This window comes from Geomonas terrae, assembly GCF_004791675.1.
In the GTDB taxonomy this organism is placed as follows: domain Bacteria; phylum Desulfobacterota; class Desulfuromonadia; order Geobacterales; family Geobacteraceae; genus Geomonas; species Geomonas edaphica.
The window spans coordinates 912,973-939,721 of record NZ_SRSC01000002.1; the positions used below are offsets into that span (position 1 = coordinate 912,973).

The following is a 26,749-nucleotide window of genomic DNA, read 5'->3' on the forward strand; positions in this document are numbered from 1 at the left end:
CACTTCTTTAACGCAAAGACGCGAAGCCGCAAAGGCGCAAAGGTTGAAACCGGAAAAGGTGTAACACCGGAAATCTCTTTGCGTCTCCGCGCCTTTGCGCCTTTGCGTTGAGTCTTTTATTCATCCCCTGGGGTGCACCTTTTCGTGCAGCCGCTTGAGCCTTTCCCGGGTCACGTGGGTGTAGATCTGGGTGCTCGAGAGGTCGGCGTGGCCGAGCATGATCTGCACGCTCCTCAGATCCGCGCCGTTCTCCAAAAGGTGCGTCGCGAAGGAGTGCCGCAAGGTGTGCGGCGAGATACCGCTTCTCACCCCGGACTGAAGCGCCCTTTTCTTGATGATGTTCCAGAAGGCCTGCCGGGTCATCCCCTCGCCCAGACGGCTTATGAAAAGAAGCGGTGAGCTCTTCTCCTTCAAAAGCTCCTGACGTGCCTGGCCGAGGTACTCGCGCACATGACGGCAAGCGCTCTCCCCCATCGGCACCAGACGCTCCTTGTCACCCTTACCTATCGTCATCAGATAACCGGCGGAGATGTTGACGTCGCTCGCCTTGAGCCCAACCAGCTCGGAAACCCTGAGCCCGGTCGCGTAGAGAAGCTCCAGCATCGCCTTGTCACGCAGCTCTATGGCGCCGGTGTCGAGCGGCGCGGCGAGCAGCGCCTCCACCTCGCGTGGGCTTAAGACCGCCGGGAGCTTCTTCACCCCCTTGGGGGCCTCGATGATGGCGGTCGGGTTCGTCTCGCAGTAACCTTCGCGGACCAGGAAGCGGTGCAGCATTCTGAGCGCAGAAAGCGCCCTCGCCCGGCTTCTCGGTGCGATCCCCTCCCCTTTGAGCCTCGTTAAGTACCCGGTCACGTCGCTCGGGCGGATGTCCCCGGGTTCCCGGTTACCCAGGTGGGCAAGGTAGCGCGTGAGGTCGCGGCTGTACGCCGCCACCGTGTTCGCCGCAGCCCCCTTCTCCACCAGGAGGTAGTGCAGGAAGAGGTCGAGATAGCGGTCCACTAGCCGTCAACCGCCTCCAGGAGCTCCTTGCGGATCTCCTCGAGCTTGCCGGGATCCGAGATCTTGTGGCCGAAGATGTCCTTCACGTAGAAGACGTCGGCCACCTGGTCCACCTTGGTGGAGATCTTGGAGACGCCTATGTAGAGCCCTAGCCGCGTCAGCGTACTGGTGATGCTGTACAAAAGCCCCACCTTGTCGTGAGCGTAGATGTCGATGACCGTGTAATCGGAGGAGACCTCATTGTCGATCTCCACGCGCGCCGGCACGGTCGGCTTCGCCTTCTCGGTGAGGATGCTCGGGCGGTGCCTTTTCGCCACCAGTTGCCCTACCCGGACCTTTCCTTCCAGCACCTGCCTCAGATCGGATTCGAATCGGGCCCAGCGGTTCTCTTCGGTGATCACGAAACCCTGCGGCGAATTGACCTGCAGGATGTCCAGCGCCTTCTCGTTCCTGTTGGTGTGGATCTGCGCGCCTAAGATGTTCATGCCGTTGGCCGCCATAACCCCGGTGATCATAGAGAAGAGACCGGGAACGTCGTAGGTGCAGATCGTGCAATTGGTGAATCCCTTGTCCACCTCGTGCGACACCTGCAGCACCAGTTGCGTCTTGGGCATCTCCAGCAGGATGCGCACATGCCCCGCGATGAGCTCGGGGGCGTAGGAGAGAAGATGCCTCGTTGAGAGCGCCTGCAGCTCGTCCTTGATGAACTGCCCCGGATAGTCGTCGGCAAGAAGGTCGAAGATGGTCCGCTTGACGCGGCGCACGCGCTCGCCGGACGCCTCCAGTTTGAAGTCCCCGCGCTCCAGCACAGTGAACGCCTTCTCGTAGAGTTCCTGCAGCAAAAGCGCCTTCCACTCGGTCCAGACCTCCGGCCCTACGGCCTTTATGTCGGCGTAGGTGAGGAGGTAGAGCATCTTCAGGTTCTCGCTCTTTTCCATCTGGCGCGCGAACTGGATGATCATGCGCTCGTCGTGCAGGTCGCGGCGCTGGGCGATGTGGGCCAAAAGGAGATGCTGGCGCACGAGGAACTGCAGCCTTTCGGAATCTTCCTTGATGAGACCCATGCGCCGGGCGATGGTCTTCGTGAGTTCGGCACCGATCTCAGCGTGTCCCCCCCCTCCCCCTTTCCCGATGTCGTGGAACAAGACGGCGAGGAGCAAAAGCCAGCGCTTGTCGACCTCCATGGCGAGTTGGGTCAGAAGCGGCAGGGTTTCCTTGTGCTCGCCGCGCCACAGCTTCGCGATCTCCTCGACGGCGAAGAGGGTGTGGGTGTCGACCGTATAGATGTGGTAGACGTCATGCTGCACCTTGCAGTAGATGCGCTCGAACTCAGGGATGAAGCGGTTCAGAAAGCCCAGGTGGTGCATCTGCTGCAGGGTGTCGTAGAGCTTCTTCTCGGACTGCAGGATGTTTATGAAGGAGGCATTCGCCTCTTTGGATCGGCGGAATTTGTCGTTGACGAGGTCGAGGTTGTTCCTGATCAGGGTCTTCGTGGCGAGTCCGAGGGCCACCCCCTGCCTCTGGGCATGCTCGAAGATCTTGATGAGACGGACCGGATCCTTTTCGATCACGCTCTCGTCGGGGACCACGAGTTCCCCCTTCACGACGTAGAACCCGTCTCCGATGGGACGGCGCGTGAAGTAGCCGAGGATCTTGCGGGTGGAGTCGTCGCGCTGGCTGCACTTGGTGATGAGAAGCGAGCTGAAGTGTTCGACGCGGTTCGCGTGGAGGTAGAAGTCCTGCATGAACTGTTCGACGGCGAGGGTCTTCTCTCGGTCCTCATAGCCGAAGAATCGGGCGATGGAGATCTGCGCCTCGAAGGTCAGCTGGTCGTTTTTCCGGCCGGCCAGGTAATGGAGCTCGTTTCTGATGCGCCAGAGGTAGGAGAGCGAGCTGTAGTACATGCCGATCTCCTCCTCGGAGAGGACACCCTTCATCACCAGCTCGCGCGGCTCGTCCACCTTGTACTTGATCTTGGCGACCCACATCGCTGTGTGCAGGTCCCTAAGGCACCCTTCCCCTTCCTTGATGTTGGGTTCGAGGATGTAGACGCTGGAGCCGTACTTCTCACGCCGCTTCCTCAACTCCTCCAGCTTCTCGCCGATGAAGGCGTCGCTTCTCTTGGCGAGCACCTGGGTGACCATCATCTTCTTCAGCTCGCCGAAGAGGTGCTCGCTGCCGGTGAGAAGACGCGCGTCGAGCAGCGCCGTCTTCACCGTGATGTCGTTATTCGCCATCTCCACGCAGTCGGTTATGGTGCGCACCGAATAGCCGACGTCCAGGCGCAGGTCCCACAGGAAGTAAAGCAGGCGGTTCGCCGCCTCCTCGACCACCTTGGACTCCTTCCCGCTGTAAAGAAAGAGGAGGTCGAGATCGGAGTACGGGTTCAGTTCGCGCCGGCCGTACCCCCCGACCGAAACGAGCGCCAGCTGCCCGCTTTTATGCATCTGCAGGTCGTCCGAGAGCGCGGTGAAAAGTCGCGTCACCAGGGCGTCGGTCATCGCCGTTATCGACTGCACTACGGAGATGCCGTCCTCACCCTCCCGGTGCGAACGCTTGGACTCCTCCCGGAAATGCTCCAAAAATTCGCGCGCCGCCGCGAGGTAGGCGCCGCGCTTCTCCTCGAAGCTCTTGCCGTCTCCCTTCATCGACTCCGAGAGGTATGCGTTTATGTTGAGGCGCATCACTCTTCCTTGGCGATGCGGACCACTTGCAGGACGCCGGGAAACGCCTGGATATCCGCTTCGGGGATATTCTCGGTGTCGCCGATGACGCCTATGATGACCCGGTTTGCTCCGGTGGACTGGTGGATGTCGAAACCGCGTTCGATGAGGTACGACTTGATCTCTTCCTGGGCCTTTTCGTCGGCCGTCTTGCGCATTACGATCAGCACCTGCAAACCTCCTTTAGTGTTCGCCCCGGGTCATGATCCTTTCAAGGCGCCGCGATTCGTCGATCACCCTCTCGAAGAGACGCACGATGGCCTGATCGTCCAGCGGGCCCTCGTTCTCCGCCGTCATGCGAGCGAAGATCCGCTTCTCCCTGGCAGGGTCGTAGACCGGCAGATCGAGCCCCTTCTTAATCTCCCCTATCTGCAGGGCAAGTGAGGCACGCTCGTTGAAGATGCGCAAAAGGTCGCTGTCCAGCCGGTCAATCCGATCCCTGATGTCGTCTATGCTCATGGAGCCCTCAGAACTTCTTCTTTATGTGGGTGTCGCATTTCCAGTTCACGTCGTCGACGCCCGGATAGTCGATGTTATAGTTCAAGCCGCGCGACTCCTTCCTCATCTGCGCGCAGGCGACGATCAACTGGGCGACGGTGGCGATGTTCCTAAGCTCGATGAGATCGGAGGTGACGATGAAGTTCCAGTAGTACTCCTCGATCTCGTCCTGGATGAGCTCGATGCGGCGCATGGCGCGCGCCAGACGCTTGTCGCTTCTCACGATGCCGACGTAATTCCACATGAAGCGGCGGATCTCGTCCCAGTTCTGGGAGACCACCACCATCTCGTCGGAGTTGGTCGCGGTACCGGCGTCCCACTCGGGGATCTGGGGGAAGCTGAACTCGCCGTCTTTCAGGACCTGCACCGCGTGCTTGTAGGCGCGCCCAGCGTAGACCGCGGCCTCGAGAAGCGAGTTGCTCGCCAGGCGGTTGCCGCCGTGCAGGCCGGTGAAGGCGACCTCGCCGATGGCGTAGAGGTGCTTTATGTCGGTCTCGGCGTTCTTGTCCACCGCGACGCCGCCGCAGAGATAATGCGCCGCCGGCACGACCGGGATCATCTCCTTCGTCATGTCGATGCCGTACTCGAGGCAAGTCTGGTAGATGTTCGGGAAACGGGAGGTGATGTACTCGGCGCCGCGGTGCGTGATGTCGAGGTAGACGCAGTCGTCGCCGTAGGTCTTCATCTCGTTGTCTATGGCGCGGGCCACGATGTCGCGCGGGGCGAGGTCTTTTAGGTGGTGGTACTTCTCCATGAAGGCGGTGCCGTCACGGCGCTTGAGGATGGCTCCCTCGCCGCGCACCGCCTCGGAGATGAGGAAGGAACGGGCGTTCGGGTGGTAGAGCGTGGTCGGATGGAACTGCATGAATTCCATGTTGGCGATGGTCGCACCGGCGCGGTAGGCCATGGCGACGCCGTCGCCGGTGGCGACGTCGGGGTTGCAGGTGTAGAGGTAGACCTTGCCCGCGCCACCGGAGGCAAGAAGCGTGATGCGCGCCGTGAAGGTGCGTACCTCACCGCTCTTTCTGTCCAGCACGTGGGCGCCCAGGCAGCGGTTTTCCTCGAGGTTCTTCTTGAGTACCTTCGCCTCAGTGACGAGATCGATGGCGATGTGGTCCTCGTAGATGGTGATGTTGTCGTGCTTCAAAACCGCCTGCACCAGGGCGCGCTCGATCTCGCGGCCGGTGATGTCCTCGGCGTGCAGGATGCGCCGCGCGCTGTGGCCACCCTCACGGGTCAGGTCGTAGGCGTCGCCGCTCTTGGTGAACTGCACCCCCCACTCGATCAGGTTGCGGATCACCTGCGGCCCTTCCTCGACCACCATGCGCACCACGTCCTCGTGACAGACACCGGCACCGGCGACCAGCGTGTCCTGCACGTGGGCGTCGAAGGTGTCCTCCTCCGAGGATACGGTGGCGATGCCCCCCTGGGCGTAGTTGGTGGCGGATTCGGAAATGTCCTTCTTGGTGACCAGGGCGACCCTGCCGTGAGCGGCTGCCTGCAGCGCGAAGGAAAGCCCCGCGATGCCACTGCCGATCACAAGAAAATCAGTTTTCTCTTTCATTACTCCCCCCATAAGCTGGATTGGGCCCACATCGGGCCCGAAGTATGAAACGAAGCCGTGCAGCAGTCGCGAGTACGAAAAGGAAAAGCTTTAGGGGGTCTGGGAGGCAACGTTGGGCCTGTGCCCTCAAAGGAGATCGCTTCGGGTGCGTCGCGGATACCTTGCGTTCTTCGCATGAACCGGTACTGGAAAACCCGCAAATTATTGATCCCCCCAAGATTTTTGTCAAGACTTTTGACAGGTTATGCGTCTCTAAGGATGTATTAGACCTTGAATTATCATGCTTATTAGTCTATATATTTCGGTGGCATAATTTTCTTTCCCATTAAAAAAGGAAGCACATGCTCCATTTGTCACACCGAATTGCAGTGACGGCCGCCATGATGACGGCAGCCCTGTCGCTCACCCTATCGACGCCGGTCCGCGCCGACATATACAAGTACGAGGCTCCCGACGGTACCGTCCACTTCACCGACGCTCCCACCGACAAGCGCTTCAAGATCTTCATGCGGGACATCAAGAAGGACAAGAAGCTGCGGACCGCCTTCAAACTCCCCGGGTACGCAAGGAATCCGGCCGAGTTTGAGCCGATCATCAACTCCTGCTCGCGCGAGTACGGCGTAGACAGTTCGCTCATCAAGGCGGTGATCCACGCCGAGAGCGGCTACAACCCGACCGCGGTCTCCTCCAAGGGGGCCCAGGGGCTGATGCAGCTCATGCCGAAGACCGCCCAGGGGCTCAAGGTGGCCGATTCCTTCAACCCCCAGGACAACATCCGCGGCGGGGTGCGCTATCTCAGGTTCCTTCTGGACACCTTCAAGGGGAACGAATCGCTAGCCGTCGCCGCCTACAACTGCGGCCTCAACAACGTGGCGAAGTACGGTGGCATCCCCCCCTATCCCGAGACCCAGACCTACGTGGCCAAGGTACTCAGTTACCGCAACAACTACCGATAGCGCAAAGGCAGACACCGCATGCCCTCTACCCCAGCCCAGATCATGAACCTCCCGAACATCCTCACCATGGTGCGCATCGCGGCCATTCCGCTTCTGTGCGTCCTGCTGCTTTCGCCCGAGCGGGAGAGCGGCTTCTGGGCCGCGGCCCTCTTCGCCGCCGCCTCGGTGACCGACTGGCTGGACGGCTACCTCGCCAGGAAGATGCAGATCGTCACCGTGTTCGGAAAGTTCCTCGACCCGATCGCCGACAAGCTGATCGTCATGGCCGCGCTCATCATGATCCTTCCCTTCGACCGGGTTCCCGCGTGGATGGTGCTCGTGATCCTTGGGCGCGAGATGATCATCACGGGGCTGCGCGGCATAGCATCCACCGAGGGGATCGTGATCGCCGCCAGCAACCTCGGTAAGTTCAAGACCATCTTCCAACTGGTCGCCATCATCGGACTCTTGCTGCACTACGACTACCACTGGTTCTTCGGTATCGATCATCCTCTGCTCGTTGTGAACATGCACAACGTCGGCATGTTCTATCTCTGGATCGCGACCGTGATAACCATCTGGAGCGGCGTGGATTACCTTTACAAATTCGTTCGGGTCATAGTCAAATAAAAATTTCCCATTGACACCGTAGCGGGAATCGGGTTATATACGGGTTCCTTCGATGTACAAGGCGGCATGGCCAAGTGGTAAGGCAAAGGACTGCAAATCCTTCATTCATCGGTTCAAATCCGATTGCCGCCTCCAAATAGAAAGGGCCTACAGTGATCACACTGTAGGCCCTTTTTCTTTATGCCGTAGTCCGTGCCGTAATAAATCCTCCCCCTTCCTGTTCCATCTCCGTGAGATGCCGTTGCAGTATCCCTGAAGGCTCAGACAACCGGATCTGGATCAAAAGCACCGCAACAGGAACGCTTCCCCACCTTTCCGCCACTTCACGCCACCGTTTGGCCCTGTCGCTATCAACGCTGTCCGCTCATAGGTTCCATCTGCCCTTCCACGACGAGTCATATATTAATGCGATTTAATTTATCTTTGGTATATTTGCCTGTCTTCCGAGAAGATGTCCAACAAGGCTGGTACGGGCAAGGGGGGTGAACCTGGCGGGACGAAGAGAGAAAAGCGAAGTTAACCGACGGAAAAAGGAGGCGTCACATGTGCAGAACGTTCCCATTTGTAGTTGCGGCTTTGCTGGTGTCCATGTCGTTAGCCGGTTGCGGCGACGATGACAAGCATGCATCGACAACGTACCGCCAGACCAACCTCGTTTCCAACATACCAGGGCTTGCGTCCACTACAGACGCCAACCTGGTGAACTCCTGGGGAATAGCCCATTCGTCCACCAGCGGCTGGTGGGTAAGCGACAACGGAACAGGATTTTCAACGGTCTACAACGGGTCGGGTCAGCCTTTCCCCATCGCTACGCCGCTCACGGTAACCATTCCGCTGCCGTCAGCTCCCGGCACGGCCACCTCCGCGACTCCGACCGGCGTTGTCTTCAACAACTACTCCGGCTTCGACGTGACACCCGGGGTGAACACGACGGCGGCACGGTTCATCTTCGTCACCGAGGACGGCACCATCTCGGCCTGGAACACAGGAACTACGGCGACACTGAAGGTCGACAATCCAACCTTTGCAGCGGGAACGGGGGCGGTCTACAAGGGAGCAGCCCTAGCCACCACCGGCACCGCCAACTACCTTTACGCCGCCAACTTCCGTGCAGGGACCATCGACGTCTTCGACTCCACCTTCACTCCGGTCGCCCTGCCGGGGACGCCGTTCACAGTGCCCGCACCGCACGTCGCCCCTCCGGCAGGTTACTCCCCCTTCAACGTCGCCAACATCGGAGGCAAACTCTACGTAAGCTATGCGCTTTTGAATACGGATACGCTACTGGATGACGTTGCCGGACAGGGGCATGGTTTCGTAGAGGTCTTCAACCCGGACGGGAGCTACATAATGAGCCTGCAAAGCGGAACCTGGCTCAACTCCCCTTGGGGCATGGCACTGGCGCCGGAAAATTTCGGCAAGTTCAGCAACATGGTCCTCGTAGGGAACTTCGGCAGCGGCCAGATCGCCGCCTTCGACCCAGTGACCGGTGCTTTCAAGGGAGTGATGCGCGACGCAGACAACGTACCGATCGTCATCAACGGGCTGTGGGGTATCGGTTTCGGCAACGGCGGCAATGCCGGCCCGACGACTACCCTGTTTTTCGCCGCGGGACTAAACGGCGAAAGCGACGGACTCTTCGGCACCATAACCCCACGTTGATGCACGCAACAAACAAGCCTTCGGAGCCCCTCCGGGGGCTTGTTTGTTTCAATCAGTCCCCCGCCATCGCCCCCCAATCGCTGGGTTATGGAAAACATTGCTCAAATATGACTTCTAAGGTATATACCAAATGACGTGGGATATCGAGTTTACCGACGAATTCGGGGTTTGGTGGGAGGATCTCACCGAGGCGGCGCAGATCGACGTGGACACGGTGGTGGGCCTTCTCGAGGAATGCGGTCCCAACCTCTCCTTCCCCTACTCGTCCGGCGTCAGCGGTTCCAGGCACTCGCACATGAGGGAGTTGCGCATCCAGCACCAGGGACGCCCTTTGCGCGTGCTCTACGCCTTCGATCCCTGCCGCACGGCGATACTGCTTTTGGGTGGCGACAAGACCGGCAGCAACCGCTGGTACAAGATCAACATCCCGATAGCAGACCGGCTTTATGACGAATATTTGGAAGAAGTAGAAGAAGGAGGTAACTAGAGATGGCAAGAAAATATAGCGAGCTGCGCGCCAAGATGTCGCCAACCGCGCGCGCACAAGCCGAAGAACAGACCCGCCAGCTCCTGAAGGAGATGCCGCTCCAAGAGCTGCGCCAAGCGAGGAAGATGAGCCAGCAGCAGATGGCGAAAAGTCTGCACACCAACCAGTCCAACGTGTCCCGCATCGAGAAGCGGACCGACATGTACATCTCCACCTTGAGAAACGTGATCAAGGCGATGGGAGGCGATTTGGAGGTAGTAGCTCGTTTTCCAGACGGCAGTGTGCGCATTAACCAGTTTGAAGACATCGATGAGGCAATAAAGACTTGATTAAGCCGTATCTACAGGCGCTACCAGCCTCTCAGCGTGCGAACGTGTGGAAGAAGCTGGTGCTTAAGAAAGATAGAGAAGACGGCAGGGAAATCATTCATTTGCTCCCCAGTGACACCTAAGCAAACGCAAACAGCATAGGAGATTTGCACTCGTGAAGACGCAGTACTATGTCGCATCAACGCTTGACGGCTTCATTGCGACCGAGACCGATTCGCTCGACTGGCTCTTTCCGCTTGGCAGCCTGGAAGAGTCCAGCTACCAGACGTTCATCGCTGATGTCGGCGCATTGGCCATGGGGTCTTCCACTTATGAGTGGATTCTCCGTAACGCAGACTCTGTCGCCGCGGAGACTGGTTCCCCTTGGCCATATACGCAGCCGACGTGGATATTCACCAGCCGTGTCCTCCCCGTGATCCCGGGAGCCGACATCAGGTTCTGTAAAGGGAACGTAGCAGATGTGTTCGGTGAGATGCGCGCAGCCGCAAAAGAGAAGAATATTTGGGTGGTTGGCGGCGGAGACCTGGCTGGACAGTTCTACGACGCCGGACTGCTTGACGAGCTCATCGTTCAGGTCGGCTCGGCCACTTTGGGCAAGGGCAAACCGCTACTTCCACGGCGCATCCTGAGCCCGGTGCTAAGCCTCACGTCAGTTCAGCAGATGGGTACCGGAATGGTCGAGCTTCGTTACGAAGTCGCAAAGGAGCGGGTTTTTGGAAGCAATCTTTGAGCTGGTGTTCGGTGTACTATGGGAGTTGTTCGCCAACCTTGTCTTTCAGGTGCTGATTGAACTGGGCATGCGCTCACTTGTGGAACCGTTCAGAAAATGCGATCGCAGGCATCCGATACTCGCCTTCATAGGAAGCATTTTGCTGGGAAGCTTGGCCGGTGTCGCGAGTCTCTGGATCTTTCCAAATCACCTCTTCCAGTTCAAACATCTGCAAAGCTACGGACTCTTTTTCGTACCGCTTTTCTGCGGAGCAACCATGGCCGGTTTGCGGCGCCTTAGGGAGTCAAAGGGACAGCCGGTCTTCTTCATGGACAGCTTTGCCTACGGCTATACCTTTGCATTTTTCATGACCCTTGTTAGATTCTACAGGGCAGGATAAACATACGCGGACGGTTGGAAGCTTCGAGATAAAGGTAATTGTCAGAGCCGATAGCAAGAGGTCTCCGCTATGACATCTAGTCAGTCACCAGAAAGGGACATAGATCAAAAATACCGGTTCCTACTGCTCATGACTGCACTGCTCACAGTTCTGACTGGATGCATGGCAGCCTCGACTGCGGTATCTGGAATTGGAGCACGGGCATTATACGGCGGAACGGATTATAACCCTTCAGCAGAAACAGTCAGCATCAAGCTGAGGGATGCCGCATTAATAACGGGAACAGCAGCACCGATATTGCCATACCGCTCCCTTGTAATCGACGGTAAAAATGAAATCGTCGAAGTCATCACGCTTAATTACAATGACATCGTCTGGACCGGCTATAGTGACGGCATGCAGACCGGCAAAGTCAAATGCATTGCCAAAGGCAAAGAAACAGACTTCGACGTCAGGCTAAAAAACCACAACACCAGCCTCTATCTTGAACACAGGTATAGGCAGTGGTACGGGTATCCAGCACAGGGGCTTTTAATTGCGACCGTGCCGATTGAAGGCGCGCTCAATGCTCTTGTGCTGGGAGTCGGTGCTCTATACGCCATGACCGGAGGGTAACAAGAGCAAGCACGAAATACTTCGACACCGTCAGGAGAAGCCGGTGAGCAGAACACAAAAGATCAGGTGCCGCTTAATGGTTTGTCTTACTGCGGCGCTGATATCAGCATGCGGCATCATGGGGGAAACAACGCGTTCAGTCGTTCAACTCGGCACTCTACCCTCGGCAGATCAACATCGTCCCATAGTTGTAGGATCGGTGACCCGTGAAAATGGAAGCATTCGTCTAACGTGCGTCGGACCGGTTGCAGCGCAGGTATTCACAAATCACGACCAAGAAACCATCGAAGATTCGCTCGGTATGACCCTTGTGGCAGCGTCACGAAATATGGGGAGGCAGAGCGGAGATCTGATAAGAATTCACCTGCTGATACGCAAATACTTCCTGGGAGTGAGCAACAGTGCCTCAGCAATCCTGACCGGTGTGGAGTGGGTTTTGAGCGGCCCTCAAAATGAAGTCCTTTTCCATGATTCCTTTTACGCAGCACGGGAATGTCACCTACCAAAATTCTGCACACTCGGACGCGAGAAGGACGCTATCAGAAGCGCAATCGTCAAGCGCATCATGCAAAAGACCATACTGTTCGCGACCGGAGGGTGCCCGGATACAACAGACACGGAAGGAACCTATTCCAGCTTAGAGAGTGCAGCGGCAAAGTTGCCAAAGCGAATCAAGGGATGGAATATAAACGAATCGAAGGAGTTGGACCTGGAATGGGCAGAAATGCAACATCCGACTGATTGGCATCAGTACCTGTCCAACGGACCACATTGGTCCCCCACTCCTACAATTGATCTTAGATGCGAATAAAGCCGGCCATTGGAAATTCATAAAAACTAATTATTTTATCTTTACAAAGCAAAACCTCTGTGGTATTCACAATATCACCTCGTTGTTGCTTCACCTGACCCCCCTGAACTACCTCCCAGGGGGGTCTTTCTTTTTACCGATGCCCCGCCCCCCCTTTCCTCGACATCTTCGTCCCAGATACAACTGCTCTTCTATTTTCTGAAAGCTCCGAACTACTCGCCATTGTCCCCCCCCCGAAGGATATCTGTCCGTTCCCAGCACACCTGTTTGTCCCCCCAGGGGACACGCTGTTTTAGTCCGGTCATTATTTTGACCAAAGCCCAGGGGATTGCGCCCGAAAAACTGGATCAACAATCGGGAAGATGCACTTAATAATAACGGTTTACAACTATTATCGATCAACGCCAGTATGTGGTCCGCATGTTGCAAAATGCTAGGCGCCGGTTTCCCTTCCAACATCTGACATAGGGCAATAGTGCAGTCGCGTGTGAGTTTCCTGTAACCTTCTCCTTGCTTGCCGTGTTTGCCTGTGAGAGTGCCCAGAAGTGATCGAAGCCTTAAAGCGGCAGCCGATCCTTCTTTAAGTCGTACCAAGGAGCAGGATGATGAACAAGTGCTATCGCCTTGTCTGGAGCAGAGTAAAGGAAGCATGGCTGGTCGTCGCCGAGAACGTCGCAAGCAAGGGAAAAGGCGGCCCCACACTGACACAGAGGCACCGCGTCTCCGCAGGGGGAAGCTACCTGCTCGCCCTCGAACAGCGGTTCATGTTCGACGCCGCGGCAGCGCCGACCGTCGCGGTAATAGCCGATGACCACCACGCCGAAAGCGCCTCCCCGCTAGCAGCAGAAAAGGCGACCAGCGTCCATCGCGACGCGACCGATTTCGCCTCGCTCCTGGTCAAACCGCTTGCTTCAAACGTAGGTGCTGCCGCCACCAAGGGGGTGGAGATCGCCTTCGTCGACGCAACGACGCCCGACGCCTCAAGCCTCATCGCGGGGATACGTTCCGGGGGCCAGGTGGTCCTCCTCGACCCGAACAAGGACGGCATCCAGCAGATCACCGACGCACTGCAAAAAGCCGGCAACGTCTCCGCGATCCATATCGTCGGACACGGCAGCACCGGGGATATCACCCTCGGCTCGACCGAACTCACCACCGCGAACCTCTCCGCGCATGCTGCGGATCTCGCTGCCTGGACCTCCCACCTCGACAAGGGGGGCGACATCCTCATCTACGGCTGCAACGTCGCACAGGGTAGCGAGGGACAAGCGCTGATCCAGGGGTTAGCGAGGGTGACCGGTGCGGACGTCGCCGCATCCACCAACAGTACCGGCGCAGCGGCGCTCGGAGGGGACTGGGTGCTCGAGTCGGCCACCGGCCCCATCGAGGCCTCGACGCTGCTGACCAAGGAAGGGGCCGCAGCCTACCAGGACCGTCTCTCCTTCGTTTCCCTGGGTGGTTCCTCGGCGTGGGTCCCGGTGATGTACGGCGCCTCCAAGGACCCGGTAGGCGACAGCCAGGCGGGTGCAGCCGACACCGACATAGTTGGCGACGCAGCGCACGGATCGCTCTACGCGGCATACGACGACAACGGCACGGCCACCACCTCGGACGACACCCTCGTCTACCGCATGCGGATCGACAACCCGACGAGCTCCACCAACTTCGGCGGCGTCGCGATCGTCGGCATCGACGCGAACCTGGACGGCAGGATCGACCTCTTCATGTCGGTCGACGGCCGCAACAACGCCCAGGCGGTGAAGATCCTCGACCCCGGGACGGGCCTCAACACGTCCCCCAGCACCACGACCACATCGCCGCTCCCAACCGGATGGCTCGCGAACAACGGCGTGTACGCCTTCACCTCGAGCAACTACTCGGTGGTGGCGGTTTCCTCGGCCAGCGACCCGAACTGGAACGGGGACGCGGACCTCGGCAACGACGGAAAGACGGACGTCTTCGTCAGCTGGCGCATCCCGGTGGCCGACATGGCGACGGTCCTCGCCATGCCCTCCCCCGTCGACCGCAACGGGGTGACCGGGCCGCGCGGCACGACCGGCATCCAGGGGTTCACCAAGGACACCGTGGTCCAGTACGTGAACTTCACCCAGACTCAGCCCGGCCCGATCAACGGTGACCTGAACGGGGTCGGGGCGAGCTACGACAAGAACGCCACCTTCTCCTCGCTCGGTGCCTTCACCGCGCAGATGTCGACGAGCCAACCGATAAGCGCTGCACTCTCGGTCAACATCACCTCGCCGATCGGGGACGGCAACCTCTCGCACTACCCGGGCGGCTCCCCTGAGGATGCAAGCGTCACCATCACGGGGACCACCTCCTCCACGGTCGCCAACAGCAGCTGGGTGAGGGTGACGGTCAGCGACGGTACCAACAGCAGCATCGGATACACGCAGGTAAGCGGTGCAGCCTGGTCGCTCTCCGGTCGCGATCTCTCCGGGCTGAACGACGGCACCCTCAGCGTGACCGCCGAGCTCTGGAGTACTGGTGACGCCTCCGGGAGCAGACTCACCGGTTCCACCGCGGCAACCACTTCCGTGCTGCACGACAAGGTCGCGCCGGCGGTCACCATAAGCCAAGGGGCCTCGGCGACCGATGCCACCCCGGTTATATCGGGGACCTCCGACCTCCCCGCCGGTTCCACGATACGGATCACCGTAGACCCGGACAACAACGCAGCCACTAACGACGCCGTCACCTACCTCGCCATCGTCGGAGCCGCCGGGGCCTGGAGTGTCGATACCGGGGCAGTCCTGCCAGCTACCGGATCGCTCTCCGCCACCGGCATCCTCCCCTACGCGAAAATCTCGGCGAGCGGTACCGACGCGGCCGGTAACGTAACCACGACCACGGCCTTGAACGCACCCACAGTTACGCCGCTCACCACCAACGCCACCGCGCCGACCATCAGCGGCACCTGGACCAACATCACCGGCGACGTCCTCTCCGTCACCGTGAACGGGACAACCTACACCACGGGCACCTCCCCGGCCCTGACCGTAAGCGGCAACACCTGGTCGCTCGTCCCCAACGCCCTTACCTCTGGCACCTACCCGATTACCGCCACAGTGACCCGCAGCGGATTAAACGTAAGCGACCCAACGACCGGGGAACTCGTGATCAACACGAGCGCACCGAACGTCTCCATCACTTCGGCGAGCACCCAGACTACGACCTTACCCCTCATTTCCGGGACCACGAACGCCACCTCGGTCACCGTGACCATCGATCCGAACAACGACGGCAATTGGAGCGACGCGATCACCTACAACGCGACCGTCTCGGGCGGGACATGGACCGTCGACACGGGACCGGCGGCACCGGTCTCGGGGAGCGAGCCGAGCGCCTATTCGGGACAGATCGGGGTGAAGGTGACGGCGACCACGGGTGGGAACTCCGCGGTCACGAACCAGACGCTGACCCTTGTGCAGCAAACACCGGCGGTCACGATATCCACCATCGAGACCGCCATCGCCTCCGGGAACACCACGGCGAACCGGATCACCGGGGATGCGAAGCTCAACTCCCTCGAGGACGACAACGTCACCATCAGCGGCACGTTGCAGGGAGGCTCGAGCGTGAGCCTCACCGTCTCGGACATCTACGGCAACACCATCTACGTCACCCCGACGGTCTCCGGCACCACATGGAGCGCCACCGGCCTCAACCTCTCCACGCTTTCGGATGGGACCCTTACGGTCAAGGCGACGGTCACCGGCACCTCGGCCGAGGCGACCAGCACAGCGGTGACCCACGACAAGACGCCGCCGCTCATCACGATCCAGACCCAGTCGGTCATCGCGAAGAACCAGGCCATCATCAGCGGCACAAGCGAATGCCCGAGCACGAACCTCACCGTAGAGGTGTACCTGGCCGGGACCTCCACGCTCGTCTGGTCCTCCACCACGGTGGCCACCGATGCTTCGGGTAACTGGACCGTCACCACACCGAACGGCACCAACCTGATCAGCGGCAACAGCGGGACCGTCGACATCAAGGTGAAACCGACCAGCACCTACGCGGACAACGCTGGGAACATCGTGCAGCAGGCGATAAAGTCGGCCCAGCAGGTGAAACAGGGCCAGACCGCGTCGACCGCGACCATCGCCATCGGCACCATCGCCGGGGACAACGTCATCACTTCAGCGCCCGACGAGATCAGTTCCGGACTCACCATCTCTGGCACCACGAGCCTCACCACAGCGGCGGCGGGCTCCTTCACCATCACCATCGACGACGGTGCCGGGCACAGCGTGACCGCCCTCACCGCCAACATCACCAACACCTCGGGGACCTGGACCGCGCGTTTCACCAACGCCGACATCAAGAGCCTGAACAACGGCGTGCTCAACGTGACCGCCCAGGTGACCGACACCGCGACCAGCTCGGCGGTCACCACCGTGTCTCACCCAACCCTCGTTTTGAGCCAGCCCACGCTGAGCATCACCGACAACGTCCCGGGCACCCTCGGTGGGAGTAACCCCGTTACCTTCACCTTCACCTTCAGTGAAAACGTGACCGGCTTCGACGCAACCGACGTCACCGTCGGCAACGGCACCAAGGGGACCTTCACCGCGGTGGACGGCAAAACTTACACCCTTTCCGTCACCCCTTCCCTGGCCGTTACCGGTTCCGTTACGGTTAGCGTCGGCGCACAGGCCGCCACCGGATCGATTTCCGGAAAAGGGTCGCTGGCGGCAACAGGCTCCCAGGGTTACGAACCGACGCCGCCCAGCGTGGCCATCGGGTCGGCCACGCTTACCAACGATCCGACTCCCGTGATCACCGGCACCACCAACCTGCCGGACGGGTCGGTGATCACCATCGCCCTCGATCCTGACAACAACCCCGCCACCTCCAACAGCGTCACCTACTACGCGGTAGTGACAGGCGGGACCTGGTCCATCGACACCGGGACCGCGCTTCCCTACAGCGGCTCGCTCCCCAACGGCGGCTTCGCAGGAACGGTCGGGGTGACGGCAAGCGGAACGAACCTGAACGGCTCCACCGCCATAGCAACCCAGCCGCTTACGGTGGACATAGTAGCGCCGGCAATCGGCTTCACCTCGGGAAGCCGCACCCCGAGCAGCACGCCGACCATCACCGGCAGCACCGATCTCCCTGCCGGAAGCAGCATCTCCGTCACCATCGACCCGAACAACGACGGCGACTGGAGTGACCAGCAGAGCTACCTCGCCACGGTGCAGACCGGGGGGACCTGGTCAGTGGCCACCTCGACGCCGCTTTCCGGGACGGTCGGGGTGCGCGCCTCGGGAACGGATGCCGCCGGCAACTCGGCGACCACCTTCCAGAAGCTCACCGTGGACACGAACGCACCGACCGTCGCCGTCACCGGCCCGCTCGACTGGCAGGGGAACGCTAACGGCATCCTGAGCGGCAGCGAAGACGACGCCGTGGTGGTAAAAGGGAGCACGACAGGCATAGCCGACGGGAGCACGCTCGTCGTCACCGTAACCGACGGCGTCTCGACCATCATGGACACGGTGACCGTCACCGGAAACAGCTGGAGCATGAGCGCCCTCAACCTCTCTGCGCTTGCCAACGGCACCATTTCCGTCACGGCCAGGTACTACGATGACGCCGGGAACACCTACGTTGCCAACGCCGCCGCCCAGCACGACAAGTCCGGTACCGTCTCTATCGACTCAATCAGCACCGACACGTCGGTCCCAGGTGACTTCGTTACCAGCGACAACACCCTTAAATTCACCGGTTCAGCCTCTCCCGGTGCCACGGTCACCCTGAGCCTCTCCGGCCCCAGCCACACCTTCTCCGGGATCCCCGTGACCGCGAACGGCTCCGGCGTTTGGACCTATGACTACAGCGGTACCACGCTGACCGACGGCACCTACACCCTGCAGGCGGTGAGCGGCACCACGGCGACGCAGACCATCGTGGTCGACAGCACCGCACCGGCCGGAGCGGTCACCGTGAACACCCAGACGACGAGCGACACCACTCCAACCATCACCGGTACGGCCACCTTGGGCGCAGGCGAGAGCCTCTCCGTCACAGTGAACGGCGTCACCTACCGCACCGGCGACAGCAGCTTAAGCTACGACAAAGCAGCCCATACCTGGAGCCTCACCATCCCGAGCGGCGATGCTCTCGTACCGAAGAACGCGGATGTATCGGGCTTTGATGGGAAGTACGACGTTACGGCGACGATAAGCGACACGGCAGGTAACAAGACGAGCGACGGGACCTCCAAGGAGTTGACCATCCAGGATGCCGCCGCCCCTGTGATCGACCTCGCCCCTTCCGACGCAGGAAGTATAAACCGCAGTACGAGCACGGCCGGCTCGGCCGTCAGTTTGGATGCCAACGCCGATCCGGCTACGGTTTCGGAAGCCTCCGACCAGGTCACCAGGATCACGGTTACCGTGGGCGGTCTTCTCGACGGCAGCAGCGAGAAACTCACCTTCGGGGCCACCACACTCGCAGCTAACGGCAGCGATGGCGCCGTTAGCTCAGTGACCGTGGGCGGTATCGCGGTCAACGTCTCCTTTGCCTCGGGAGTGTTCACCATCCAGAAGGCGAACTACGAGCCGCTGACCGCAGCCGAGGCACAGGCGGTAGTCCGGGATCTGCAGTACCAAAACAGCGCAGGCAGCCCGAGCACGGGAACGAGAACCTTCGACATCTCGGCAACCGACGCCGCCGGCAACACCTCCTCCGCGGCCCGCTCCAGCGTCTTTGTCGGTGTGGTCGATATTACGCCGCCGGCCGCGCCAAGTATCGACCTTGTCGCCTCTTCGGACAGCGGCATAAGCAATTCCGATGACATCACCTCCGCGACCGCCCCAACCATCCGGGTCACGCTGAACGGAACAGGCGGCAGCGCCCCGCTTGCAGGCGATGTGGTCAACCTTTACGAAGGGGTCACGCTGGTAGGGACCGCAACCTTGACCGGTGCAGACATCACGGCTGGGCACGTCGACATCGCCTCGTCGACGCTGGCACAGGGGAACAAAAGCTTCTCCGCGACGGTGACCGACGCCGCCGGCAATGCTTCCCTCCCCTCCTCCGCGCTTGCCGTGCAGATCGACACCACCGCTCCATCCCTTTCATCGGCTACCGCGAACGGCTCGACCCTGGTGCTCTCCTACAACGAGGCGGCATCGGGCTTCGCATCCACCTCTCCGGCGACCGGCGACTTCTCGGTGCTGGTGAACGGCGTCACCCCGGTTACGGTCAGTAACGTCGCCGTCGACACCACCGCGGAGACGGTTACCCTCACCCTCGGAAGCGCCGTAGCGAACGGCGACGCTGTGACGGTCTCCTACACCGCCGGAACCAACAAGATCCAGGATGTGGCGGGCAACGCGGCGGCAAATCTCGTCGGCCAAGCCGTGACGAACAGCACTCCCGCCCCTGGAGACGTGACTCCGCCGACCGTCACCATAACCGCCGGACAGGACAGTCTGAAAGCCGGCGAAACCACCACCGTGACCTTCAGCTTCAGCGAGGATGTGGACGCAACCTTCACCGTAGGCGACATCAGTGTTGAAAGCGGTTCGCTGTCGAACTTCACCAAGGTGGATGCGACCCATTACACAGCGACATACGCTCCGGCGGCTGACACGGAAGATGCCGCGATGCGCGTCAGCGTAGGTACAGGGACATTCAGCGATCTCTCCGGCAACGCCAACACCGTTGAAGCGACCAAAGATCTCGCCGTAGATACAAAGGCGCCTACGGCCAGCATCTCGATCGATACCGTAACTGCGGATAACGTAGTCAACATCTCGGAGTCAGCCGGTACCGTCGCCGTTACCGGCACCGTAGGCGGTGACGTACAGACCGGCGACACCGTAACCATTACCGTTGACGGGACGAACTACACCGGCACCGTGGACGCCTCCAGAACCTTCAGCATCAACGTCCCCGGTAGCAAGCTTGCTGCAGATGCGGATCTCACCGTCGATGCAAGCGTGACCACCACTGATGCAGCCGGTAATGCTACGACTGCCACGACGACTCAGGCATACACCAAAGATGTAACTGCACCGACTGCATCTGTAACGGTCAATGGCATCACCTCGGATAACGTCCTCAATATCTCCGAGGCGGCCGGTACCGTTGCCATTACCGGCTCGGTAGGCGGTGACGTGCAGACCGGCGATACAGTGACGATCACGGTCGATGGTACCAATTACACCGGTACAGTGGACGCCTCCAGGACCTTCAGCATCAACGTCCCTGGCAGCAAGCTCGCCGCCGATACGGACCTCACTATTGATGCAAGCGTGACCACTACCGACGCTGCCGGGAACTCCACCACTGCAACCAGCACCAAGGCATACACCAAAGACGTCACCGCGCCGACTGCATCTGTGACGGTCAATGGCATCACTTCCGATAACGTCCTCAACATCTCCGAGGCCGCCGGGACTGTCGCCGTTACCGGCACTGTGGGCGGTGACGTGCAGACCGGCGACACTGTAACCATTACCGTCGACGGGACGAACTACACCGGCACCGTGGACGCCTCCAGAACCTTCAGCATCAAAGTCCCAGGTAGCAAGCTTGCTGCCGATGCGGATCTCACCGTCGATGCAAGCGTTACCACCACTGATGCAGCCGGTAATGCTACGACTGCCACGACGACTCAGGCATACACCAAAGATGTAACTGCACCGACTGCATCTGTAACGGTCAATGGCATCACCTCGGATAACGTCCTCAATATCTCCGAGGCCGCCGGGACTGTCGCCATTACCGGCACCGTGGGCGGTGACGTACAGACCGGCGACACTGTAACCATCACCGTCGACGGGACGAACTACACCGGCACCGTGGACGCATCCAGGACCTTCAGCATCAACGTCCCTGGCAGCAAACTTGCCGCCGATGCCGACCTCACTATTGATGCAAGCGTGACCACCACCGACGCAGCAGGGAACTCCACCACTGCAACCAGCACCAAGGCATACACCAAAGACGTCACCGCACCGACTGCATCTGTGACGGTCAATGGCATCACTTCCGATAACGTGCTGAACATCTCCGAGGCGGCCGGGACCGTCGCCGTTACCGGCACCGTGGGCGGTGATGTCCAGACCGGCGATACAGTAACGATCACGGTCGACGGTACCAATTACACCGGTACAGTGGACGCCTCCAGGACCTTCAGCATCAACGTTCCTGGCAGCAAGCTTGCCGCCGATACGGATCTCACCGTCGACGCAAGCGTTACCACCACTGATGCAGCCGGTAATGCTACGACTGCCACGACGACTCAGGCATACACCAAAGATATAACTGCACCGACTGCATCTGTAACGGTCAATGGCATCACCTCGGATAACGTCCTCAATATCTCCGAGGCCGCCGGAACTATCGCCGTTACCGGCACTGTGGGCGGTGACGTGCAGACCGGCGACACCGTAACCATTACCGTTGACGGTACCAATTACACCGGCACCGTGAACGCATCTAGGACCTTCAGCATCAACGTCCCGGGCAGCAAGCTCGCCGCCGATGCCGACCTCACTATTGATGCAAGCGTGACCACCACCGACGCCGCCGGTAACTCAACCACTGCAACCAGCACCAAGGCATACACCAAAGACGTCACCGCACCGACTGCATCTGTGACGGTCAATGGCATCACTTCCGATAACGTCCTCAACATCTCCGAGGCGGCCGGGACTGTCGCCATTACCGGCACCGTGGGCGGTGATGTCCAGACCGGCGATACAGTAACGATCACGGTCGACGGTACCAATTACACCGGTACAGTGGACGCATCCAGGACCTTCAGCATCAACGTCCCCGGCAGCAAGCTTGCTACAGATGCGGATCTCACCGTCGATGCCAGCGTGACCACCACCGACGCAGCAGGGAACTCCACCACTGCAACCAGCACCAAGGCATACACCAAAGACGTCACCGCACCGACTGCATCTGTGACGGTCAATGGCATCACTTCCGATAACGTGCTGAACATCTCCGAGGCGGCCGGGACCGTCGCTATCACCGGCTCAGTAGGCGGTGATGTGCAGACCGGCGACACCGTAACCATTACCGTTGACGGGACGAACTACACCGGCACCGTGGACGCATCTAGGACCTTCAGCATCAACGTCCCTGGCAGCGAGCTTGCTGCCGATGCGGATCTCACCGTCGATGCAAGTGTGACCACCACTGATGCAGCCGGGAACTCCACCACTGCAACCAGCACCAAGGCATACACCAAAGACGTCACCGCACCGACTGCATCTGTGACGGTCAATGGCATCACTTCCGATAACGTGCTGAACATCTCCGAGGCGGCCGGGACCGTCGCTATCACCGGCTCGGTAGGCGGTGATGTGCAGACCGGCGACACCGTAACCATTACCGTTGACGGGACGAACTACACCGGCACCGTGGACGCATCCAAGACCTTCGCCATCAACGTTCCGGGCAGCAAGCTGGCTGCCGATGCCGACCTCTCCATTGATGCAAGCATGACCACCACCGACGCCGCCGGTAACTCAACCACTGCAACAAGCACGAAGGCATACACCAAAGATGTCACAGCACCAACTGCATCTGTAACAGTCAATGGCATCACTTCGGATAACGTGCTGAACATCTCCGAGGCTGCCGGGACCGTCGCCGTTACCGGCACCGTGGGCGGTGACGTACAGACCGGTGACACCGTAACTATCACCGTCGACGGGACCAATTACACCGGCACCGTGGACGCCTCCAGAACCTTCAGCATCAACGTGCCGGGTAGCAAACTGGCCACCGATACGGATCTCATCGTCGACGCGAGCGTGGCTACTACCGATGCCGCCGGGAACTCGACAACCGCAAACGGCACGAAGTCATACACCCTTAACTTCACGCCGCCAAACGCGTCTGTGACATTGAACACCATCACTTCGGATAACGTCCTCAACATCTCCGAAGCTGCCGGTACCGTCGCCATCACCGGCACCGTAGGTGGTGATATAAAGACCGGCGACACCGTAACCATCACCGTCGACGGTACGAACTACACCGGCGCCGTCGACGCCTCCGGGACTTTCAGCATCAACGTCTCTGGCAGCAAACTTGCTGCCGATGCGGATTCGACCATTGACGCAAGCGTTACCACCACAAGCGCTGAAGGTATCTCTGCAACTGCAACAAACAACAAGGCGTACTCCAAAGACCTCAATGCCCCCGCAGCATCCGTAACGGTGAATGGCATCACCTCAGACAACGTCCTCAACATCTCCGAAACTGCCAGTACCGTCGCCATCACCGGCACCGTGGGCGGTGACGTACAGACTGGCGACACGGTAACCATTACCGTTGACGGGACGAACTACACCGGCACTGTGAACGCCTCCAGGACTTTCAGCATCAACGTCCCGGGCAGCAAGCTTGCCGCCGATACGGATCTCACCATTGACGCCAGCGTGACCACCACCGATGCCGCCGGGAACTCAACCACGGCAACAAGCACCAAGGCCTACGCCAAGGACCTCACTGCCCCGACTGCATCTGTAACGGTCAATGGCATCACTTCGGATAACGTGCTGAACATCTCCGAGGCGGCGGGTACTGTCGCCATCACCGGCACAGTGGGTGGTGACGTGCAGACCGGCGATACCGTAACCATCACCGTCGATGGGACGAACTACACCGGCACCGTCGATGCCTCCAGAACCTTCAGCATCAACGTCCCGGGCAGCAAGCTCGCCGCCGATGCGGATCTCACCGTTGATGCAAGCGTCACAACCACGGATTCAGCCGGTAACACTACGACTGCCACGACGACTCAGGCATACACCAAAGATGTCACTGCACCGACTGCGTCTGTAACGCTGAATGGAATCACCTCCGACAACGTCCTCAACATCTCCGAAGCAGCCGGTACCGTCGCCATTACCGGTTCGGTGGGCGGTGATGTGCAGACCGGCGATACCGTAACCATCACCGTCGATGGGACGAACTACACCGGCACCGTCGATGCCTCCAGAACCTTCAGCATCAACGTCCCGGGCAGCAAGCTCGCCGCCGATGCGGATCTCACCGTTGATGCAAGCGTCACAACCACGGATTCAGCCGGTAACGCTACGACTGTCACGACGACTAAGGCATACACCAAAGACGTCACCGCACCGACTGCCTCTGTGACGCTCAATGGCATCACCTCCGACAACGTCCTCAACATATCCGAGGCGGCCGGGACCGTCGCCGTTACCGGCACCGTGGGCGGTGACGTACAGACCGGCGACACCGTAACCATTACAGTTGACGGGACGAACTACACCGGCACCGTCGACGCATCCAGGACCTTCAGCATCAACGTCCCGGGCAGCAAGCTCGCCGCCGACACGGACATGACCATCAACGCCAGCGTCACCACCACCAGCGCAGGCGGCGGTTCAACAACTGCCACGACTACCAAAGGGTACAACGTAGACGTTATCCCTCCCAGCGCCCCCACCATCAACACGGTAACGGACGATTTCGCACCGGAAACCGGTAACGTAGCCAACAACGCCTACACCAACGACACCTCCCCGACCGTGGCCGGTACCGCCGAGGCCGGTAGTACAGTGAAGGTATTCGACGGAGGCGAACTAGTGGGGACCGTGGTGGCCGACAATTCCGGCCATTGGACCTTTACCGCGCCCTCACTCGGCAACGGCACTCATACTTTCACAGCGTCCAGCACCGATGCGGCCGGAAACTCCGCCTCGACTGCCGACGGCTACACCGTACACATCGATACAACAGCGCCGACACCCGCCATCCAGGCTGCCGTCGACGACGCCGACACCACAGTTGCTCGCGTCACCGACAACGGCACGATAAAAGACGCAACTCCGACCCTCGTCGGCACTTCCGAACCGGGAAGCACCGTCACCATCTACGAAGGGACCACCATCATCGGAACGGCCACCGCGGACAGCAACGGCAATTGGACCGTAACCCCCACGGCCGCCCTTTCCGACGGGACCCACACCTTTACCGCAATTGCCGCCGATGCGGCAGGGAACAGCAATACCGGCGCCAGCGCTTTCACCTTGAAAATCGACACTTCGACGCCGCACACCACCACCGGGACGGACACGACTGCCGCTCCGTCGACGCCTGCGCCGACCACGCCGACCGCAACGTCCCCCTCCACGACTACAGATCTGATCACCGGGACGGACTCTCACACTTCTTCCAACCAAACCAGTGCCGACACAACACCCACAGCCTTCGAAGGCACTCCGGCGGAAACCGAGCAGAGCGGCGTCGTCAACTACACCCGCTCGGACATGACCGCCGGGCAGGAAGGGCTGTTCGCGGCACAGACGCCGTCCTCCCAGGAGGCCAACGCCCAACAGGCAACGGCATTCAACCTTCCCAACGGAGTCTTCGTCCAGAACGGCACGAGCGACAAGGTGACCCTCGAGGCGACCCTCACCGATGGCAGGCCGCTCCCCGACTGGATCAAGTTCGACTCGAGCACCGGTCGCTTTACCGCCGTTCCGCCGGAAGGGACCTCCGGCGCAGTGGACATCAAGGTCACCGCTCACGACACGAACGGCAACACGGCAGCGGTCCAGTTCCAGCTCACCGTAACGACGGCGAATACCCAGGGTGCTACTTCCTCAACCGATGCCCGTTCCGGCCAATCGGACGCTTCCACTTCCGGGGGGGCAGCAGCCCAGCCGACCGTTCCGGCACAGTCTTCATCAACTGAGATTTCTGACAGGACCTCGACGTCCCAAAGTGTAGGAACGGGCCCTGCAACTGCCGCCATCTCCAACGGAGTGGTCGTCTTCGGGACCGATGCGGGCCACGCTACGGTGAGCGACCTGGCACTCTACGTAGTTAATCCACCGGCGCCCCAGGAGGTCCAGATCAACGACGTTTCCACCTTCGCCCTCCCCTCCGGTGTCTTCAGGCATTCCGAGCCCGGCGCAGAGGTGAAAGTGGATGCGACACTGTCCAACGGCCAGCCGCTTCCCGAGTGGCTGAGCTTCGACGCAACTACCGGCCGTTTCATCGTCAACCGTCCGCCTGCGAATGCGACAGGAACCTTCGAGGTGAAGGTCATGGCGAGCGACGCCAAGGGAAACGCGGCATCGACGGTGTTCAAGCTGACCATCGCCCCGGCCCGCCCGAACGCAGTACCCCAGAAACCCGCCGCCGGCGGTGCGGAACCGGCTGAAAAACCTGCCCAGGAGAAACCGGAAGCGCCGCACGCAAAAAATGATCGCGGCACCGAACTGTCGCCACATCGCGCCCTTAAAGGTCGTGCTTCTTTAGCCGATAAAATTGCTGGGGAGAACAACAGGCAACGCAGCATGGAACTGGTGAAGATGTTCGATAAAACTCCCGCCAAGAAGGGGCACGCCGTATGA

Annotated in this window: 14 protein-coding genes and 1 tRNA gene; 10 read left to right on the forward strand and 5 right to left on the reverse strand. The window is 60.1% G+C overall.

Annotated elements, in window-relative coordinates; all coding sequences use genetic code 11:
- Positions 1-120: 120 nt before the first annotated feature.
- Genes xerD through nadB form a run of 5 tightly spaced genes read right to left on the reverse strand, consistent with a single transcriptional unit; the run spans position 121 to position 5,784 of the window.
- On the reverse strand, positions 121-999 hold the full coding sequence (gene xerD, locus E4633_RS11170) for a site-specific tyrosine recombinase XerD (RefSeq protein WP_135870310.1): 879 nt from the start codon (positions 997-999) through the stop codon (positions 121-123).
- Entirely contained in the window at positions 999-3,683 is a 2,685-nt protein-coding gene (gene glnD, locus E4633_RS11175) for a [protein-PII] uridylyltransferase (protein WP_135870311.1), read from the reverse strand. The genes xerD and glnD overlap by 1 nt, the downstream gene beginning before the upstream one ends.
- Positions 3,683-3,892 carry a hypothetical protein gene (locus E4633_RS11180; protein WP_135870312.1) on the reverse strand — a complete coding sequence of 70 codons (210 nt, stop codon included), beginning with the start codon at positions 3,890-3,892 and terminating at the stop codon, positions 3,683-3,685. Before E4633_RS11180 ends, glnD begins: the two co-directional genes overlap by 1 nt.
- Before the next feature lie 13 nt (positions 3,893-3,905).
- A complete protein-coding gene (locus tag E4633_RS11185; RefSeq protein WP_135870313.1) occupies positions 3,906-4,181 on the reverse strand; it encodes a chorismate mutase in 276 nt (91 codons plus the stop codon).
- 7 nt (positions 4,182-4,188) lie between these two features.
- A complete protein-coding gene (gene nadB, locus E4633_RS11190; protein WP_135870314.1) occupies positions 4,189-5,784 on the reverse strand; it encodes an L-aspartate oxidase in 1,596 nt (531 codons plus the stop codon).
- A gap of 380 nt (positions 5,785-6,164) precedes the next feature.
- Here nadB and E4633_RS11195 point away from each other — a divergent pair, with 380 nt between their 5' ends.
- The 10 genes from E4633_RS11195 to E4633_RS11240 all read left to right on the forward strand — a co-directional run bounded on the left by E4633_RS11195 (position 6,165) and on the right by E4633_RS11240 (position 26,749).
- Positions 6,165-6,740, forward strand: a complete 576-nt coding sequence (locus tag E4633_RS11195) for a transglycosylase SLT domain-containing protein (protein ID WP_246038061.1) — start codon at positions 6,165-6,167, stop codon at positions 6,738-6,740.
- A gap of 18 nt (positions 6,741-6,758) precedes the next feature.
- Complete coding sequence (gene pgsA / locus E4633_RS11200; protein ID WP_135870316.1) at positions 6,759-7,349, forward strand: CDP-diacylglycerol--glycerol-3-phosphate 3-phosphatidyltransferase; 591 nt, start codon at positions 6,759-6,761, stop codon at positions 7,347-7,349.
- 60 nt (positions 7,350-7,409) lie between these two features.
- A tRNA-Cys gene (locus E4633_RS11205) sits at positions 7,410-7,484 on the forward strand.
- Between the two features lie 408 nt (positions 7,485-7,892).
- The gene (locus tag E4633_RS11210; RefSeq protein WP_135870317.1) at positions 7,893-9,011 is read left to right on the forward strand and encodes a TIGR03118 family protein; all 1,119 of its coding nucleotides are present in this window, start codon (positions 7,893-7,895) and stop codon (positions 9,009-9,011) included.
- 130 nt (positions 9,012-9,141) lie between these two features.
- Positions 9,142-9,498: a type II toxin-antitoxin system RelE/ParE family toxin gene (locus E4633_RS11215; RefSeq protein ID WP_135870318.1), complete on the forward strand. Its 357-nt coding sequence runs from the start codon at positions 9,142-9,144 to the stop codon at positions 9,496-9,498.
- A gap of 2 nt (positions 9,499-9,500) precedes the next feature.
- Complete coding sequence (locus E4633_RS11220; protein ID WP_135870319.1) at positions 9,501-9,827, forward strand: XRE family transcriptional regulator; 327 nt, start codon at positions 9,501-9,503, stop codon at positions 9,825-9,827.
- Positions 9,828-9,981: 154 nt separating this feature from the next.
- Complete coding sequence (locus E4633_RS11225; protein WP_135870320.1) at positions 9,982-10,557, forward strand: dihydrofolate reductase family protein; 576 nt, start codon at positions 9,982-9,984, stop codon at positions 10,555-10,557.
- Positions 10,541-10,936 carry a hypothetical protein gene (locus E4633_RS11230; RefSeq protein ID WP_135870321.1) on the forward strand — a complete coding sequence of 132 codons (396 nt, stop codon included), beginning with the start codon at positions 10,541-10,543 and terminating at the stop codon, positions 10,934-10,936. Before E4633_RS11225 ends, E4633_RS11230 begins: the two co-directional genes overlap by 17 nt.
- A gap of 69 nt (positions 10,937-11,005) precedes the next feature.
- On the forward strand, positions 11,006-11,551 hold the full coding sequence (locus tag E4633_RS11235) for a hypothetical protein (RefSeq protein ID WP_135870322.1): 546 nt from the start codon (positions 11,006-11,008) through the stop codon (positions 11,549-11,551).
- Positions 11,552-12,967: 1,416 nt separating this feature from the next.
- On the forward strand, positions 12,968-26,749 hold the full coding sequence (locus tag E4633_RS11240) for an Ig-like domain-containing protein (RefSeq protein WP_162604974.1): 13,782 nt from the start codon (positions 12,968-12,970) through the stop codon (positions 26,747-26,749).